The sequence below is a fragment of the Streptomyces abyssalis genome, from assembly GCF_001751365.1.
Taxonomy (GTDB): Bacteria; Actinomycetota; Actinomycetes; order Streptomycetales; family Streptomycetaceae; genus Streptomyces; species Streptomyces abyssalis.
In genome coordinates, this window is the sequence record NZ_LJGT01000040.1 from 27,618 (window position 1) to 44,074 (window position 16,457).

Here is a 16,457-nt window from a genome sequence, read left to right on the forward strand (position 1 = left end):
CGCGTCTTCCGCGTCCGCATCCGAATCCGCGTCTTCCGCTTCCGCGTCCGCTTCCGGGGCGGCATCCCGGGCCGAGGACGGTCCTCCGGCCGGAGCCGCCGCGGACCGAGCCGCTCCGGGCTCCTCGTCCGTGCCCGCTCCCCGCGGCCGCCGCATTCCGGCCCGCATGGTGGCCGCGGCCGCCCTCCTGGCCCTCCTGGCCGCCGGTTATCTGCTCCAGCTGCTGGGCCTGCTTCTGGCGGCGACCGTGCCGGTCGTCTCCGGTGCGCTTCTCGGCGTCCTGGCCGAGTCATGGATGCTCAGCCGCCGGCCCGACCTCGCCCGGGGCCTCGGCAGGGCCCAGCTTCACCACCCCGTACGGCAGCTGCTGCGCGACGGCCTCCTGCTCGGCGGGCTGGCACGGCTCGACGCACTGCGCCCGCTGCACTACGCGGCATGGCTGCTCGTCGCGGTGCTCGGCTGCTGGGCGACGCACTTCCTGTGCCAGGCGGTGGCCGCCCGCGTACGGCGGTCGCGCAGGCTGCCCGTCGTCACGCGCAACATCGACGCATCCGCGCTGCGCATCGGCCCCGCGCCGCCCCCGCTCTTCGGACGCAACGGCGCGGCGAGGCTGCTGACGTGCACGGCTCTCATCACCGCCGGCACGGCCGCCACCGCCGTGACCGGCAACGCGCGCTGGGGTGCCGCCGTGGCGCTGGTGTGCTGGGCGGTGCTGCTGGCGGGCGTGGTGCACCTCGCGTGCCGGCTGCTGCCGGGGCGCCGCCCCGCGGGAGAGGAGGAGGTGCTGGACTGGCTCGACGGCTGGCTCGCCGCCTACCGGCCCACCGTCGGCATGTACTTCTCCGGCGGTGCCACCTCCGCGTACCAGGCGAACATGTGGCTGCCGACGCTGGACGCGCTTGAAGGGCGTCCGCTCATCGTGCTGCGCGAACGCTTCATGGTGCAGAAGATCGACGCGACCGACGTCCCGGTCGTCTGCATCCCGAAGGTCGCCCATCTGATGCGTCTCGAACAGTCCGCCCTGCCCGTGCTGCTGCACCCGGCGAACTCCGGCAAGACCTCTCACGTGCTGCGTATCCCCACCATCAAGCACGCCTTCATCAACCACGGCGAGAGCGACAAGCTCTCCTCCTGCAACCCGTACGCCAAGGCCTACGACGAGGTCTGGGTCGCCGGTCCCGCCGCCCGTGAGCGCTACCGGCTCGCGGGAATCGGCGTGCGCGACGAGGACGTGCGGGAGGTGGGCCGTCCGCAGTTGGAGTCCGTACGACCGTTCGCCGGGCCGCCCGCACCAGGCGCTCCCGTGACCGTGCTGTACGCGCCCACCTGGGAGGGGTGGACCGACGACCCGGGCAACACCTCGCTGCCGCTGGCCGGAGAGCGGATCGTCGCCGCCCTGCTGGCACAGGAGGGCGTGCGGCTGCTCTACAAGCCCCACCCGATGACGGGGTCGGTCGATCCGGCGGTGAACGAGGTGGACCGGCGCGTCCGCGAACTGATCGCCGCGGCCAACGAGCGCCGCCGCGCCGCCGGTGCCGGTGCCGCCGCCGGTGCCAGGCCGGCGGAGGCCATGGCGGAACTGGAGCGGTGCGAGGCCGAACTGGGCGCCGTCGACGGCTCGTCTCTGCGGCTCGGCAGGGACGAGGCGGAACGGATGCTGAGGCAGCACGCCGGGGCGTACCCGTCGGCTGCGAGCGTCCGGGAAGCCGTCGAGGCGTGGGAGGAGAGCTACTGGCGGGCGGGCGACCCGGCGGAGCACCTGGTGCTCGCGGACCAGCGGCCGGGCATCCACTCGTGCTTCAACCAGGCCGACCTGCTCGTCTCGGACGTCTCCAGCGTGGTGTCGGACTACCTGAGCAGTGAGAAGCCGTACGCGGTCGTCAACACCACCGGGCTGACGGAGGAGGAGTTCAGATCCGGCTTCCCGACCGTGCGTGCGGCCACCATCCTGACGCCGGACGCCGGAGGAGTGCCCGCGCTGCTGCAGTCCGTCCGCGAGCCGGCCGCGGATGTGTTGCGGCCGGCCCGCGCCCAGCTCAAGGCGTATCTCCTCGGACCGGACGAGCCGCCCTCCGCCGTCCGCTTCGGCAGAGCGGTGGAGGACCTGCGCGCCGAAGCCGAGGCGCACCGGGCGCGTTTCGGAGCCGCCTCGGCGGAGGAGCCCGCCGGCGCGGCCGGCTCCTCCGGACCGGCCGGGTCCCCCGGATCAGCCTCAGGCCCGGCCCGTCCGGGCGTGCGCTCCGGTGGGACGGGCGGTCAGCTGCCGGCCGACGTGCTCGACGAGGACGAGGTGCTCTGACCCGTCCTTCCCGGAGCGGCGGACGCCGCCGGCTTGGCTCCCCTGGCCGCCGCGGGCTCCACCGGCTTCTCCAGCGGGAGCGGCTGAAGCGCCACGACCAGGTCGTTGACCAGTGAGAAGTAGAACCACACCCCCGTCTCCGTCTCGCCGAGCCGGACGCGGGGCACCAGATCGGTCTTCTTGCGGTCGGCGAGGTCGCCGAGCAGCCGCCCGAAGCGCACGCGCGGAGCGTCCTTCTCACCGCTCCGCAGCCACAGGTCCCACACGCCCTTCAGATTGCCCGAGTCGAGAGCGGCCGGGAGTTCGTACGGAAGCTCGAAGGTGAGGGACGGCACGAGGCCCGGGGTGAGGTCGAAAGGAAGCTCGAAGTCCGGTTCCGGCTTGGCGCGGGAGACGGCCACGACCGATCCCCCTTCCACGGTCGCCAGCTGGGCGGCACGCCCGTACAGCTCGGCCCGTACGGTGCAGCTCTCCCGGCCGAGTTCGACGGAGACGACCTCGGCGTGCCCGGAGCGGTGCCAGGCGCGCACGGCCAGATAGCCGTCGAGGGTGGTGTACGGAACCCAGGGCGTGACCACGCCGTCGCCGCCCACGGGTGCGGGCATCGACAGCAGCCGTGCGGTCTCGACGAGCTCGGACTGGATCCGCTTGCGCTTTCCGTCCGCGGTCCGCTCCACGTACGTGTCCCAGCGGTCCTCCGCCAGGAAGTGCCCGGTGCGCTCCAGCCGTACCTCGACCCAGCCGTCGACGGCCTCGGTACGGGGCGGGAGCGGGATGCGGTGCGGTGTTCCGGCGTCGCGGCGTGAGCGTACGAGGAGCACGGACGCGCTCTTCGGCAGCCGCTTGGCGAGCAGACGGATCACCAGCGAACCGTCGGTGGCGACGCGGGTACGGGCGAGCGGACGGCGCAGTTTCGCGGCGGGACGGTTCGCGCTGCGGTGCCGCCGCCAGGCCCGTACGGCCGGACGCAGTACGGGACCGGCGACGCGCAGGGCGAAGCGGCGGAAGGGGCGGGACGGGGGCGGGGCCGGGTTGGCGGCGCTCGGTGACTTCTTGGCGGCGGGAGCGCCGGGGGGCGCGAGCGCGGGCCCGTCCGGGCGCTGGGGTGCGGAGGCGAGCGCGGGGGCCGGGTCCGGTCCGTGGTGAGATCCGGGCCGTGCGGCGGGCTGGGGTCCGGGCTGCGAGCTGTGCGCCGGGGCGTGCTCCGGACCGTGCGCCTTCCCGTGCCCGGACGCAGGCTCCTGGCCGGCGGCCTGAGCCCCGCCCGCAGCCCCTGCCTGAGCCGTTGCGCCGGCAGACACCGCCGCATCCTCCGCTGCACCCTCCACCGCACCCGGTGCGGCAGCCGCCTGCGCGCCGGCGCCCGGCGTGGCCGCCTCCGCCGCCCGGATCCGCTCGGGCTGCGCGCCCCTGCTCCGCCGCTGCTCCAGCAGCTTCTCGATCAGCTGCTCGTACTCGCCCGCGATCCGCTCCGGCGAGTAGCGGGCGGCCTTCTCCAGCGCGGCCTGGCTCATCCGGTACCGCAGCTCGGGGTTCTCGATCAGCTGTGTCAGCGCCGCCGCGTACGCCCGGACGCTGTCCTTCTCGGACGGGCCCATGGGTGAGAGCAGACCGTCGTGCCCGTGACTGATGATCTCTCCCGGCCCGTACGGGCAGTCCGTGCTGACCACCGGGACTCCGCAGTGCATGGCCTCGACGAGCGTCATCCCGAACGACTCCGCGTCGGACGAGACGGCGGCGATCGCACCCTTCGCCCACTCGGCCTCGATGGGGGCGTGCGGTCCCATGAGGAACGCCCGGTCGTAGAGGCCGAGACCGTCGATCCTGGCGCGCAGCGCAGCCGCCTGCCGGCCCCGTCCGTAGAGCCGGAGGCGCCAGTCCGGGTGCTGCTCGGAGACGAGTGCGAACGCCTTGAGCAGACGGTCGTAGCGCTTGACCTTGATCAGCCTTCCGGCGGCGACGATCAGCTTGCTCTCGCCGTCGGAAGGCTCCACGTCCACTGCCGGCACGGCGTTGGGGATGCAGGTGATGAGGGCGTCGTGCTCGGCGGTCTCGGTGCCGGTGCCGGAGATGGCGGCGCGGTAGTTCTCGGCGTCGGCGTAGGAGACCGTGACGAACGCGTCGAGGAGCGGGATGGCCGCGTCCTGGTGGGATCGCACGTGTTCGCTGTGCATGGCGTGCGTGAGGTGTTCCTGGCCGATGCGCAGATAGCGGTCGCTGCCGTAGGCCGCCAGATAGTCGTTGATCTTGGGGCGGGTGGCGATGACGACGTCGGCGTCGGTCTCGCGCAGATACTGCTCGACGCGCACGTCGCCGAGGTGCGTGGAGACGCCCCGCTCCAGGTGGTCGGCGCCCTCGGTGAAGCGGTGGCTGGGCTCGCGGAAGCGGGGGTCGTCGCCGTCGAAGCCGCGCTCGGTGCGGCGCAGCTCGAGCAGGTGGGTCATGGTGACCCGGGGGTCGAAGGAGAGAGCGGTCTCACGGACCGTACGGCGAAGGCTGACGACCTCGACCGTGTGGCGATCGGCAAGCGCCCGGGAGAGATTCACCGTGGAGCGGATCGTTCCGCCGATTCCGTAGGCGTTGTCCAGCAGAAAAGCGATCTTCATCTGGCCTATTCCTCACAGGTCCTGCTCGAAAAAAGGGGGACATCCGAAATGCCCCATATCGGCAGTATTGTCCATAGGTGATCTGAAAATAGCCAGCAGGGCGAAGTCGACGTGTTCGGGCGGCGGATGTGTGCCGGGCAGACAGTCCGCGGGCGCGGGGAGCCGGTCCGGACGGCCGGCGCCAACACCGGCTGAACCATCGGTGGACACGGGACGTCGGTCGGCGGAAGCCCTGCTCGCAGCCGCCCTCAGGGCGTGCGCGCAGGGGCGGCGGCCTCGTATACAGAGCGGTGGGTGCTTCCAGGACCCAGCGGGTCCTCCGCGGATCTCCGGTCCGGGCGCCCTTGTTCCGCCTTCCCGCCGTACGAGGAGAAGCGCTCTCCATGACCTCCACTTCCACGACCCGAGCCGGGACCACGGACGCACACGGAGCCGCAGCGGCAGGCGAGGAGGACCAGTTGCCGCAGCCGCGCTCGTTCCGCGAAGTGCGGGGCTGGTTCTACAACACGGACATCGTGCTCTTCGACTGGCTGCTGTCACGGCAGCGCAAGCTCGAACAGCACGGCGATCTGCTGGAGATGGGTGCCTATCTCGGCAAGAGCGCGATCATGCTCCGCTCGTATCTGCGCGACGACGAGACCTTCACGGTGTGCGACCTGTTCGGCTCCGAGGCGCCCACGGCGAGCAACGAACGTGAGATGCGCGGCTCGTACTCGACCCTGACCCGGCGGGGCTTCGAGAGCAACTTCCTCTCCTTCCACGACGAGTTGCCGCGTGTGCTGCACGCCCCGACCTCGGTGGTCCCCGGTGAAGTCGCGGCGGGAAGCTGCCGGTTCGTGCACGTCGACGCCTCGCACCTCTACGAGCACGTGCGTCCCGACATAGCGGCCGCACGCGACACGCTCACCGAGGACGGGATAGTCGTCCTGGACGATTACCGCTCGTCGCACACGCCCGGCGTGGCCTGCGCGACGTGGCAGGCGGTGCTGGAGGGCGGACTGCGGCCGGTGTGCGTCAGCGCCCAGAAGTTCTACGGCACTTGGGGCGACCCGGCGCCCGTACAGGCGGAGCTGCACGCGGCGCTGCGCGAGCGCGGCGACTGCTGGCTGCAGTGGCAGGACGTGGCCGGCCACCGGCTGCTGTTGGTGGGGGCCGACAAGGCGACGCAGCCGGCGCTGCCGCGTTCCCGGCATGCGAAGTCCCGGGACGAATCCCGGGACTCCGGTTCGGGCGCCGCCGCCCGGCGTGGCAGGGGCGCGGCGATATCCGCGTTCTCCCGCCGTGCCGCTCGTGAGGTGCTGCCGCCCGTGGTCTCCCGCCACCTGGCCCGGGCACTGCGCGGCGCCCGGAACCGGTGACGGGAGGGGCGGCGGCCCCTGCTTCTGCTTCCTACTTCACGGCGCCGGCCATCATGCCCGAGACGAACTGACGCTGGAACGCGAAGAAGACGATCAGCGGGATGATCATCGACACGAAGGCGCCCGGCGCCAGCACGTCGATGTTGTTGCCGAACTGGCGGACCTGCTGCTGCAGCGCCACCGTGATCGGCGGACTGCTGGAATCCGCGAAGATCAGCGCGACGAGCATGTCGTTCCACACCCACAGGAACTGGAAGATGCCCAGCGACGCGATGGCCGGACCGCCGAGCGGCATGACCACGCGGGTGAAGAGACGGACCTCGCCGGCACCGTCGAGGCGGGCGGCCTCCAGCAGTTCGCGGGGGATCTCCGCGAAGAAGTTGCGCAGGAGGAAGACCGCGAACGGCAGGCCGAAGGCCGTGTGGAAGATGACGACGCCGGCTGTCGTCTCGAAGAGCCCGAGGGTGTTGAAGAGCTTGGCGACCGGAATGAGGGCCACCTGCACCGGGACGACCAGCAGCCCCACGACCAGCAGGAAGAACCAGTCCCGGCCGGGGAAGTCCAGCCAGGCGAAGGCGTAACCCGCGAGAGCACCGATGATCACGACGGTCAGGGTCGAGGGGATCGTGATGAGCAGGGTGGTGAAGAGCGACCCCGTCACCAGCTCGTTGGAGAGCAGAGCGTTGTAGTTCTCACCGGTGAACTGACCCGCGTCGATCACCCACGGGAAGCTGGAGTTGAAGTCGAAGACGCTCCACCAGCCGGAGACGCCGATGTCCTCGGGGCTGCGGAGCGAGGAGCTCAGCAGCCCGACGGTCGGCATCAGCCAGATGAGTGCGATGACGACGAGCCCGAGACGTACCGCCCAGTGGCCGGTGAGAGCGACCAGCCGGGATGCGACCGAGGTCTTCTTCGTCCCGGAAGGCGGAGGCCCCGACGGATCGGCGGTGGTGGTCGGTTCGGGCTGGGCCGCGCTGACGGCAGTCATCGGCGGGTCTCCCTTCGGAGGCGACGGATGTTGACGACCATCACCGGCAGGACGAGCAGCAGCAGGATGACAGCGATCGCGCTGCCGATGCCCTGGTTCGATCCGGCACCGAAGGACGACAGATACAGCTGGAGGGCGAGCACGTTGGCCTCGCTCTGACTTGCGCTCGGGGCGATGATGTAGACGAGGTCGAAGATCTTCAGCACATTGATCATCAACGTGACGACGACGACTCCGAGCACCGGAGCCAGCACCGGCACCGTGATCTTCCGGAAGACCTGCCACTCGTTCGCCCCATCGACTCTCGCCGCCTCCAGCAACTCCCGTGGTACGCCCGCGAGTCCGGCCGCGATCAGCACCATGGCGAAGCCGGCCCACATCCAGATGTACGAGCCGATGATGGAGGGCGTCACAAGCGTCGAGCCGAGCCAGTCGATGCCGTTGTAGGGCTCCGCGAAGTTCGAGGCGGGCAGGCGGAGTTTGGCCCCGTCGGCCTTGGACGGCAGCGAGAACGTGCCGTCCTTGCCCGTCTCGGCCGTGCCGACGACCTTGCCGTCCTTGACCGCCTCGACCTTGATGCCCGCGAGCGCCTTCTCCTTCTTGTCGACGACGTCGGGCTTGCCCGCGCCGCCCGGGGCGAAGTCGAGCCAGACGGTGCCGGTGACCTGGCCGGGCTTCGGCTGTGCCGTCTTGGCGGGGGCCGCGCCTGCCGCATCCTTCGGCGGTACGCCGACGAGTGCGAGGTTGGCCGGACCGGACGCCGAGGCGGTCGACTTGGTGGTGAAGTCGCCGCCGCCCGACTTGGCCAGATCGGCGTTGGGACGGGGACGGGCACCCGGCCACGCGGAGGACTCGGCGAAGGTGTCGTGCACCCCCACCCAGACGGCGTTGGCCACGCCCTGCTGCGGGTCCTGCTCGTAGACCAGGCGGAAGATGATGCCCGCGGCGAGCATGGAGATCGCCATCGGCATGAAGATGATGAGCTTGAACGCCGTGCCCCAGCGCACCCGTTCGGTCAGTACGGCGAAGATCAGACCCAGCGCCGTACACACCGACGGGACGACGATGACCCAGATGAGGTTGTTCTTGAACGCGGTGAGGATCTCGTCGTCCGTGAAGACCTCGACGTAGTTGCCGAGACCGATGAAGCTCGACCCCGAAGCGTCGAAGGTGCTGCGGAAGACCGAGTACAGGATCGGGTAGACGACCAGCGCACTCAGCAGCAGCATCGCGGGCAGCAGGAACGAGAAGGCGATCCAGGGGCGCGAACGCATCACGGAGACCGAGGCCTTCGTGGCCCGGGGCGCCGACGGCGCCGAGGCGGCGACGGAAGCCGTTCCGCCCGGGGAGTCCTTGGTGGCAGCGGTGCCCGCGCCCGGCGGATCTTCCGTCGGCGGGGTCGGGGTGGGGGTGGGCATCACAGTGGTGTCCCTTGTCCGGGCCGGTCCCTTGTCCGGGACCGAGGGAGTGGTCGGGGTGGGCCGGGTGCTGCGGCGTGGCCGGTGCCGGGCCCGTCGTCGACGACGGACCCGGCACCGGCTGTGTGCCGCCGGCCCTCAGAGCGCGCTGTGAACCGGCGCGGGCTTCAGTCCTTGTACGCCTTGGAGGCTGCTGCCTCGAGAGCGCTCTGGGTACCGGCCACGTCCTTCGGGTTCTTGAGGAAGTCCTGGAGGGCCTTCCACTCGCCCTTGCCCTTGGTGCCGCCGAACTCCGCCGGGGCCTGGTCGGACATGTCGAACCGGAAGTCGTCGCCCGCCGAGACCAGGGCCTTGGCGATCTCGCGCTGGACGTCGTCCGGGTACGCCTTGGCGTCCAGGTTCTTGTTCGGCGAGACGAAGCCGCCCTCCTGGGCCCAGACAGCCGCGGCCTCCGGGGAGGCGAGGAAGGTCAGCAGGGCGTGGGCGCCCTTGTTGTCCTTCAGCGCGACGGCCGCGTCGCCACCCGTGACGACCGGGGCCTTGCCGTCCACAGTCGGGAACGGGTAGACCTTCGCGTCCTTGCCGATCTTCGCCTTGGTGTCGTTGGCGACGTTGATGCCGACGAAGTCACCCTCGAAGACGCTCGCGGCGCTCGGGGTGTCGGTGGAGTCGAAGGTCTGCGTGACGGACTTCGGGAAGTCGGTCTGCAGCGCGCCCTTGTTGCCTCCGGCCAGCAGCTCCTTCTTCCCGAACAGCTCGGCGAGAGTGGTCAGAGCCTTCTTCACCGAGGGATCGGTCCACTTGATCTCGTGCTTGGCGAGCTTGTCGTACTTCTCGGGGCCCGCCTGCGAGAGGTAGATGTTCTCGAACCAGTCGGTGAGGACCCAGCCGTCGGCGCCGCCGACGGAGACCGGCTCGACACCGGAGTCGGAGATCGTCTGCGCGTTCTTGACGAACTCCTTCCAGGTCTTCGCCTCACTGACGCCCGCGGCCTCGTACGCGCCGGCGTTGTACCAGATCAGGGACTTGCTGGCGGCCTTGAAGTAGACGCCGTACTGCTTGCCGTTGTTGGCGCCCAGGTCCTGCCAGCCCTTGGAGAAGTTCTTGCCGAGCTGCTCCTTGGTGGCGTCGTCGAGAGGCTTGAGCCAGCCCTTCTCGGCGAACTGGTTCAGCACGCCGACCTGCGGCAGCATCGCGACGTCCGGCGGCGCTCCGCCCTCGATCTTCGAGCCGAGGAACGTCGCGACGTTGTCACCGGTGGGCGTGACCTCGACCTCGGCACCCGTGCGCTTCTCGAACGCCTCGATGACCTTGGTGAAGTTCTTGCCCTCGTCGCCCGTCCAGACGGCCGCGACCTGAAGCTTCTCACCCTTGAGCTTGGGGAGCTTCACGGTGCTCTTGTCAGCTTGGGAAGCACCGCCCTCTCCCCCCTTGTCGTCGCTGCCGCCGCCACCGCAGGCGGCCGTCAACGACAGTGCTGCGACGGCGCACAGCGCCACCGCGCCACGTGCAGTCGCCCTGGTGGTGCCGGTCTTGCTGAAGATGCTGGTGTGGTTCCTGGTGCCTGATGCACCAGTCGCCCGGACCGAATTACGCATAGCTCCCGCCGTCCCCATCGGAGGCACGGCTCCGGGTTCCGGCCGCCGTGCCGCTTGGTCACAAGGCAGAGGGCTTCTGGTCTACGCCCTCAGTCCCGTGCGCAACTTCCTACGCCTGAACGCGGATGGCCCGCAATACGTTGTCAGCTTTCAAGAACCTCATCTTGACCACTCCGTGATCTGTTTGCAGCGACGGTGCCCGATTCCTGTCGGTCCAGCCCCAGAGACTGCGCCGCGCGGCCCACCGCGCTCGCAAGCAGCGCGAGGTCCGTCGGACCGTTGCCGAGTTCGCGAACGGGGCGCCGCGCAGGGGGATCTCCGGCACGTGTCCAGTCCAGCGGGACGACCGTCGGACGCTGCGTCGCGGTGCGCGGAATGCGGCCCGTGATCCGGCCCGCCTGGAAGGCCGTGGCCGTGCCGTCCGCCTCGGTGAGCGTGCCGCGGCCCGGGAGGGCGCTCTCGCCGTCCGGCCCGTCGCCGCCGCCCTGCCGGCTCAGTTCGGCGCGCAGCGCGGCCGCTTGGGCGACCGCCGTTCCCTCCGTACGGTCCGGGCGGCCGCTCGCCGCCACGACGTGCATCCCGAGACGCGCTCCGTCCTTCGCCACGCTCTCCAGCGCGCGCATCACCGAACCCGCGGCCGGGCGCCCCGGATTGCCCAGCGAGGGGTCGGCGAGTGTGTCGAAGTCGTCGACAAGGATGACGATCCTGGGGAGAGGAGCCTCCTGTGCGTCCAAGTGTTGAACGATCGCTCCGGTTTCGCTGCTGGTCGTGGCGTCGCTCTGCTCGTTCGTGCCGCTGCTCGGTTCGGGGCCCGTCTGCGTGCGGAGGCGGAGCGTGCCGGGCTCGTCCCGAGGGTCGCTCACGGGAGCCGCTTCGGACGGTCCGGCGGGTTGTGCCCGGCGCTGCTGCCGCACGGCCGAGCGGTGCCCCGCGCGCGCGAGCCGGCGCGCGAACCCCTCGTACGTGCCCTCCGGGCCGATCAGTTCCGCGCGGCGCTTGAGCTCCCCGCTGAGGGACTGCGCGAACTCCCGCATGGTGGCCGGGTCGCTGGCTGCCAGGTGGTGACGGGCGTGCGGCAGCTCCAGGCAGGTGTGCAGGCCGTCGCCCGCGGCGCCGTCACCGTCGAGCAGTACGAGTTGGAGCCGGTCCGGCGGGCTGCCCACGGAGAGGGAGGCGGCGAGCGAGCGCAGCAGCTCCGTCTTCCCGGAGGCCGGAGGCCCCGTGACGAGGGCGTGCCCGCGGGTGAGCCCCAGCTCTGCCTCCAGCGAGCCGCGCGGCCCCGCACCGAAGACGAGGGTGGCGCGGCCGGCTGCCGGGACGGGAGGTCCGCCCTGCGGGCCCTGCCCGCCGGAACCGCCCTGCCCGCCGGTGCCGCTCTGCGCGCCCCTTCCGTCCTGTTCGCTCTGTCCGCCCTGCGCCGCGCCCGCTTCCGTGCCGCCGGGCTCGGCCCACCGCGCGAGCAGCGCCGCGGGAGTTGCCCGGGCGAGCCCCAGTTCGTCGAGGAGCCGGGAGCTGCGCGGGAGTGCGGTGACGGCCCTGCCCGCCGTGCCCGCACGCGCCCCGGCGCCCTCCGGCTCCCGCAGCGGGGCCATCGCCCGCGCGAACCGCTCGGCCCATGCCGCCGATACGGCGTCGAGCGTGCAGACGGTGCCTGAGGTGCCCGCCGTGGCGTGCGCGGCACCGGGGCTCTCGGCAGAACCGGGCGCGCCTTGGCCGCCGGGGCCGGCGGACGTCCCGCCGGGGCCGCCGGGCGCCGTCCTCTCGCGGCGGACCACCCGCACCGCCGTCGCGACCGCTCCGCTCAGCAGCGCGAGCGCCCCGCACTCCCGGAAGGCCGCGGACGTGTCGCACGCCGCCCGCACCGTCTCGGAGACGGGCGAGGAGGGAGTGGCTGCCGGCGTCTCGGCGAGGCAGAGCAGATGGATGCCGGCCCGCGGTCCTTCCACCGCCAGCCTCTCCACCGAGTCGCGCAGCGAGGCCGATCCGGGATCGCCGTCGACGACCAGCAGCGTGTACGGGCCGGGACCGGAGGGGGCTCCGCCGTGCCCCAAGTGCCCCGCGTGCCCCGGCTGGTGCCGCGACTCCTCCAGCCGGTGGGTGAGTTCGGCAACGCGCGCCGTGGCCTGGTCCCTGTCGTACGCGGTGAGCAGACGGCAGTCCTGGCCGTGCGCGGGGCGGAGGTGGGGCAGCCACCCCAGCCAGGACCACTCCCGGATGCGCGCCTCGGCGTCACGCGAGCGGTCCGCCGAGATCAGCACCATCTCCAGGGTGCTCGGGCCGTGCAGAGCGGCGAGCTGGGCCAGCACGGACCGGGCCAGGCCCGTCAGGCGCGGCCGCGGGCCCGCCAGTCCCAGGGCGCCCGCTTCGCGCAGCCCGACGGTGACCGGCGGCCCCGGCCGGCCGTGGCCGTGGTGCGCCGTGCCGATCCGTACGGTCAGGGCCTCGGGGTGGCCCGGCTCGCGTTCCCAGAGCCTGGGCCCCGGACCGAGCGCGGTGAGCAGGATCGTGGCCGGGTCGGGCCGGTGTCCGTCCCCGGAAGGCGTCAGTGCGGAGACTTCGCCGCCGGACGCTGATGCGGACCCGTGCGCGGCGCCGGGCCCGTCCGGGCCGCCCGCCGCGCCCGCGAGCGATGCTGCGTGGCCCTCGCCCTGGCGGCCGCCCGTGAAGCGCCGGGCCCAGGCGCCCAGCCCGCGGGAGCGGGGCCGCTCGGGCGCCTCCGCGCCGGCGCCGCCCGGGCCGCCGGGCCCACCGTGCCGCCCGCTCGTCGGTACCCCGGCCTCGCCGGGCGGGAACTGCTGTGCGTAGCGGGCGTGTTGGGCGATTCCCGAGCCGTGTGTGGTGCCCCCGTCCGGGAAGGGGCCGACCGGTGCGTATCCGTGCGCGCCGTCCCCGGTGGCGGACGTGGCGCCCTCGCCACTGCCCTCGCCGCCGGCTTCCCGGGCGCCGCCCCCGTCACGTACGGGCGCGGCGGCCTCCCCGCCGAGGCCGGGTGTGCGCTCCGCCTCCGGCAGGCCGTCCCGCCCGCCCCGCGGCGCCGCCAGGCGCAACTGCCCGTTCCCGTCCGGCAGCGTACGGAGGGAGGCGGGCAGGGGGGCGGAGGCCGGAGGCCCCTCGGCCGCCCCGGACTCCGGGAAGGCGCCGTCCGCCGCCGTCTCGACGCGCAGCGCCGACTCACCGACCCGCAGCGTCGAACCGGCACGGAAGAGCACCGGCTGCCCTCCGACGGGCGCACCGTCGAGCGAAGTGCCGTTGGTGGAGCCGAGGTCGGCGACGGTGACGGCACCGCCGTCGGAGACCGTGACCGCGCAGTGCAGCCGTGAGACATCCGGGTCGTCGAGCGGCACGTCGGCCTCGGCGGAACGGCCGAGCCGGACCTTGCCGCCCTGGAGGAGGTGTATGCCACCGGCGTCAGGCCCCGAGACGACGTGCAGTCTCGCCTTCGCCGAGCCGTACGTGGAAAGGGCCGGCGCCGCGGACGGGAGGGCAGGGCCGTGCAGCGAGATGACGGCGCCGTCCAGCAGCGGGGGGTCGCCGAGCATCTGACGGTGCGGATCCAGCCGCTCCGTGCCCGCGTACACCGCCGTCGTCGAATCCGCCGAGGACTCGGCGCCGCCCGAGTGCCCGGGGCCGCCGGCGCCGTGGCCGCCGCCCGTGCCCGAGCCGCTCACCGACGCGGCGGCGGTGGAGACGAGCCCGCCGGTCACGGCGGACAGGGGCGTGCCGGACGGGGCCGTGACCAGTACGTCGCACGCCGCTCCAGCGCCCGGCGCACCTGCCGCGCCACCCGCACCCTGGCCGCTTCCGCGCGGCCCGAGGGTGACAGTCAGCCGGATCTGCATCGGTCCTCCCGGTCCCGACCACCGGTGTGCCGGCCGCGCAAGCGGCGAGGCGGTCACCCTCGCCGCGCTTCCGCGCCCTGCACACATCTCCCACACGGCACAGCACCCCGCGGCCGGCGAATCCACGCCGCCACGGCCCGGATCACGCGGCCCCGTGGGTCCGCGCGCCCGCGCACAGTGCTGTCGATGCCGCGAGCATCTTCGCACCCGTCACTGACATCGCGCCCCGCTCGCGGCGGTCAATGATCTTGATTTTGCGCTGTGGTGCGCAAGGGGGCCTGTCCGGACAGTTCGCCGGATACGATCCGCGACCCCGCGCGTGCCGTGTGCCGGGCGTACGGGGCGGGGACGGGCGGGATTCGTTCCCGCGGCGGGAGTGCGGCGCGAGCGGACGCGGCGTGGTCGCAACCGTGTCCGGCGCGCCGCGCGTCTTTGCCGGAAGTCGCCCATCCGTTCGCACTCGGCGTCGACCGTTCGCGAGACGGCACTATTGTGGGTGGGATTGCAGTACGACACCAGGGAGCGCATGACGTGCGGCCTGTAGGCAGCAAGTACCTGCTCGAGGAACCGCTGGGCCGCGGCGCCACGGGCACCGTGTGGCGGGCGAGGCAGAATCAGACGGCGGGCGCCGAGGCGGCAGTGCCGGGCCAGCCCGGCGAGACGGTGGCGATCAAGGTCCTCAAGGAGGAGCTGGCCAACGACCCCGACGTGGTCATGCGCTTCCTGCGGGAGCGCTCCGTCCTGCTCCGTCTCCAGCACCACAACATCGTCCGTACGCGCGACCTGGTCGTGGAGGGCGATCTGCTCGCCCTCGTGATGGACCTGGTCGAGGGGCCGGACCTGCACCGCTATCTGCGCGAGAACGGGCCGTTCTCGCCGGTGGCCGCCGCCCTGGTGACCGCGCAGGTCGCCGACGCGCTCGCCGCGAGCCACGCCGACGGCATCGTGCACCGGGACCTCAAGCCGGCGAACGTGCTGCTCGCGGACGGTCCGGAGGGCATGCGTCCGATGCTCACCGACTTCGGTATCGCGCGGCTCGCCGATTCGCCGGGGCTGACGCGTACCCAGGAGTTCGTCGGCACGCCCGCCTATGTGGCGCCCGAGTCCGCCGAGGGCCGGCCCCAGACCTCCGCCGTCGACATCTACGGCGCGGGCATCCTGCTGTACGAACTGGCCACCGGGCAGCCGCCGTTCGCCGGCAGCACCGCGCTCGAAGTGCTCCAGCGTCACCTGCGTGAGGACCCGGTCCGTCCGCCGAGCATGCCCGATCCGCTGTGGACGGTCGTGGAGCGGTGCCTGCGCAAGCAGCCGGAGGAGCGGCCCAGCGCGGTGAACCTCGCGATCGCGCTCCGTACGGTCGCCGGCGGCATCAGCGCCCAGGCCACACCGGACCAGGCCGCGGCCGCGATGGGCGTCGCCGGGCTGCTCGCGCCCGACCCGGCCCCCGCGCCGGTGCCGGAGACCGGCACGGGCGGCGGCGCGGCCGCCGCGGCTGCGGGCGGTGCGGTCGCCGGAGCGGCCGCCGGCGCCGCCGCGGGTGCGGCCGCCGGGCACGCCGACCCCACGCAGGTGCTGCCCCATTCCGCTTCCGCCCAGGCGCAGGGCCCGGGCGGCGGCCAGTACGACCCGAACGCCGCCACCAGCTACCTGCCGCACTCCGGCGCACAGGCCCCGGGCGGACAGGGCGGCCAGCCCGGCCAGGGCCCGAACGCGGACCCGACCCAGGTCATGCCGCCCGTACCGGGCGCACCGCCACCGCCCGCCCAGTCCCCGGACGCGGGGCAGCCGGACGGCCCGCATCCCTGGGAAGGCCAGATGCGCGCGGCCCGCGACCGCAACGAGCAGACCCAGGTCCAGCCGCTCGACCCGGGCATGGACCCGCTGCGCCGCCGTCCGCACCGCCAGCCCCCGCCGCAGCAGCCGCCGCCCGGCCGCCGTCAGCCTCCGCCCCCGGAGCACTACGGACGGCAGCAGCGCCGCCCCGCCCAGCCGCCTCCGCAGCGGTACGAGCCGGAGCCGCCGCCCCGCAGGGAGCCGCGGCCCCGGCGCGAGCCGCGGCAGCGCGGCGCGAACCCGATGCGCATCCCCGGGCTCGGCTGCCTCAAGGGCTGCCTGTTCATGATCCTTCTTCTCGTGGTGGCCGCCGTGCTGGTGTGGAATCTCACTCCGCTTCCCGAGTGGTGGGAGCAAGGGAAGAGTTTCTGGGAGTCGGTGCAGAACCTGTTCGACGAGATCGGCAATCTGATCGACAGTGCTCCCAAATAGCGCTTCCAGTACGCGAGTTCGGTGATTTGTCGACTTCCGGAGAGAGAATTCCCCCTCGAAAGTGACGGTTAGTGCGCTCCTGGGCC

Annotated in this window: 8 protein-coding genes; 3 read left to right on the forward strand and 5 right to left on the reverse strand. The window is 72.5% G+C overall.

Going from position 1 to position 16,457, the window contains the following annotated elements:
- Positions 1–130 precede the first annotated feature (130 nt).
- Positions 131–2,299: a hypothetical protein gene (locus AN215_RS15115; protein ID WP_070031188.1), complete on the forward strand. Its 2,169-nt coding sequence runs from the start codon at positions 131–133 to the stop codon at positions 2,297–2,299.
- Here the strand turns inward: AN215_RS15115 and AN215_RS15120 are convergent.
- Positions 2,257–4,905, reverse strand: a complete 2,649-nt coding sequence (locus AN215_RS15120) for a glycosyltransferase family 4 protein (RefSeq protein ID WP_070031189.1) — start codon at positions 4,903–4,905, stop codon at positions 2,257–2,259. The two genes, AN215_RS15115 and AN215_RS15120, sit on opposite strands and share 43 nt — an antisense overlap.
- Positions 4,906–5,288: 383 nt before the next feature.
- Between AN215_RS15120 and AN215_RS15125 the strand changes: the two genes are divergently transcribed.
- Complete coding sequence (locus AN215_RS15125; RefSeq protein WP_079123072.1) at positions 5,289–6,263, forward strand: class I SAM-dependent methyltransferase; 975 nt, start codon at positions 5,289–5,291, stop codon at positions 6,261–6,263.
- Positions 6,264–6,294: 31 nt separating this feature from the next.
- On the opposite strand, the gene AN215_RS15130 is transcribed toward AN215_RS15125, so the two are convergent.
- The 4 genes from AN215_RS15130 to AN215_RS15145 form a co-directional block, all read right to left on the reverse strand.
- Entirely contained in the window at positions 6,295–7,251 is a 957-nt protein-coding gene (locus AN215_RS15130; RefSeq protein WP_070013538.1) for a carbohydrate ABC transporter permease, read from the reverse strand.
- Entirely contained in the window at positions 7,248–8,525 is a 1,278-nt protein-coding gene (locus AN215_RS15135; RefSeq protein WP_070013947.1) for a carbohydrate ABC transporter permease, read from the reverse strand. Before AN215_RS15135 ends, AN215_RS15130 begins: the two co-directional genes overlap by 4 nt.
- 311 nt (positions 8,526–8,836) lie before the next feature.
- Positions 8,837–10,267: an ABC transporter substrate-binding protein gene (locus tag AN215_RS15140; RefSeq protein WP_079123073.1), complete on the reverse strand. Its 1,431-nt coding sequence runs from the start codon at positions 10,265–10,267 to the stop codon at positions 8,837–8,839.
- A 143-nt stretch (positions 10,268–10,410) separates the two neighbouring features.
- A complete protein-coding gene (locus AN215_RS15145; protein ID WP_070031190.1) occupies positions 10,411–14,106 on the reverse strand; it encodes an FHA domain-containing protein in 3,696 nt (1,231 codons plus the stop codon).
- A 531-nt stretch (positions 14,107–14,637) separates the two neighbouring features.
- Between AN215_RS15145 and AN215_RS15150 the strand changes: the two genes are divergently transcribed.
- Positions 14,638–16,371, forward strand: a complete 1,734-nt coding sequence (locus tag AN215_RS15150) for a serine/threonine-protein kinase (RefSeq protein ID WP_070031191.1) — start codon at positions 14,638–14,640, stop codon at positions 16,369–16,371.
- Positions 16,372–16,457 lie beyond the last annotated feature (86 nt).

What these genes read in the sequence shown, in the direction of transcription:
- AN215_RS15120 (WP_070031189.1), bottom strand. Translation starts at nt 4,905, where the DNA reads ATGAAGATCGCTTTTCTGCTGGACAACGCCTACGGAATCGGCGGAACG.
- AN215_RS15125 (WP_079123072.1), top strand. Translation starts at nt 5,289, where the DNA reads ATGACCTCCACTTCCACGACCCGAGCCGGGACCACGGACGCACACGGA.
- AN215_RS15130 (WP_070013538.1), bottom strand. Translation starts at nt 7,251, where the DNA reads ATGACTGCCGTCAGCGCGGCCCAGCCCGAACCGACCACCACCGCCGAT.
- AN215_RS15135 (WP_070013947.1), bottom strand. Translation starts at nt 8,525, where the DNA reads ATGCGTTCGCGCCCCTGGATCGCCTTCTCGTTCCTGCTGCCCGCGATG.
- AN215_RS15140 (WP_079123073.1), bottom strand. Translation starts at nt 10,267, where the DNA reads ATGCGTAATTCGGTCCGGGCGACTGGTGCATCAGGCACCAGGAACCAC.
- AN215_RS15145 (WP_070031190.1), bottom strand. Translation starts at nt 14,106, where the DNA reads ATGCAGATCCGGCTGACTGTCACCCTCGGGCCGCGCGGAAGCGGCCAG.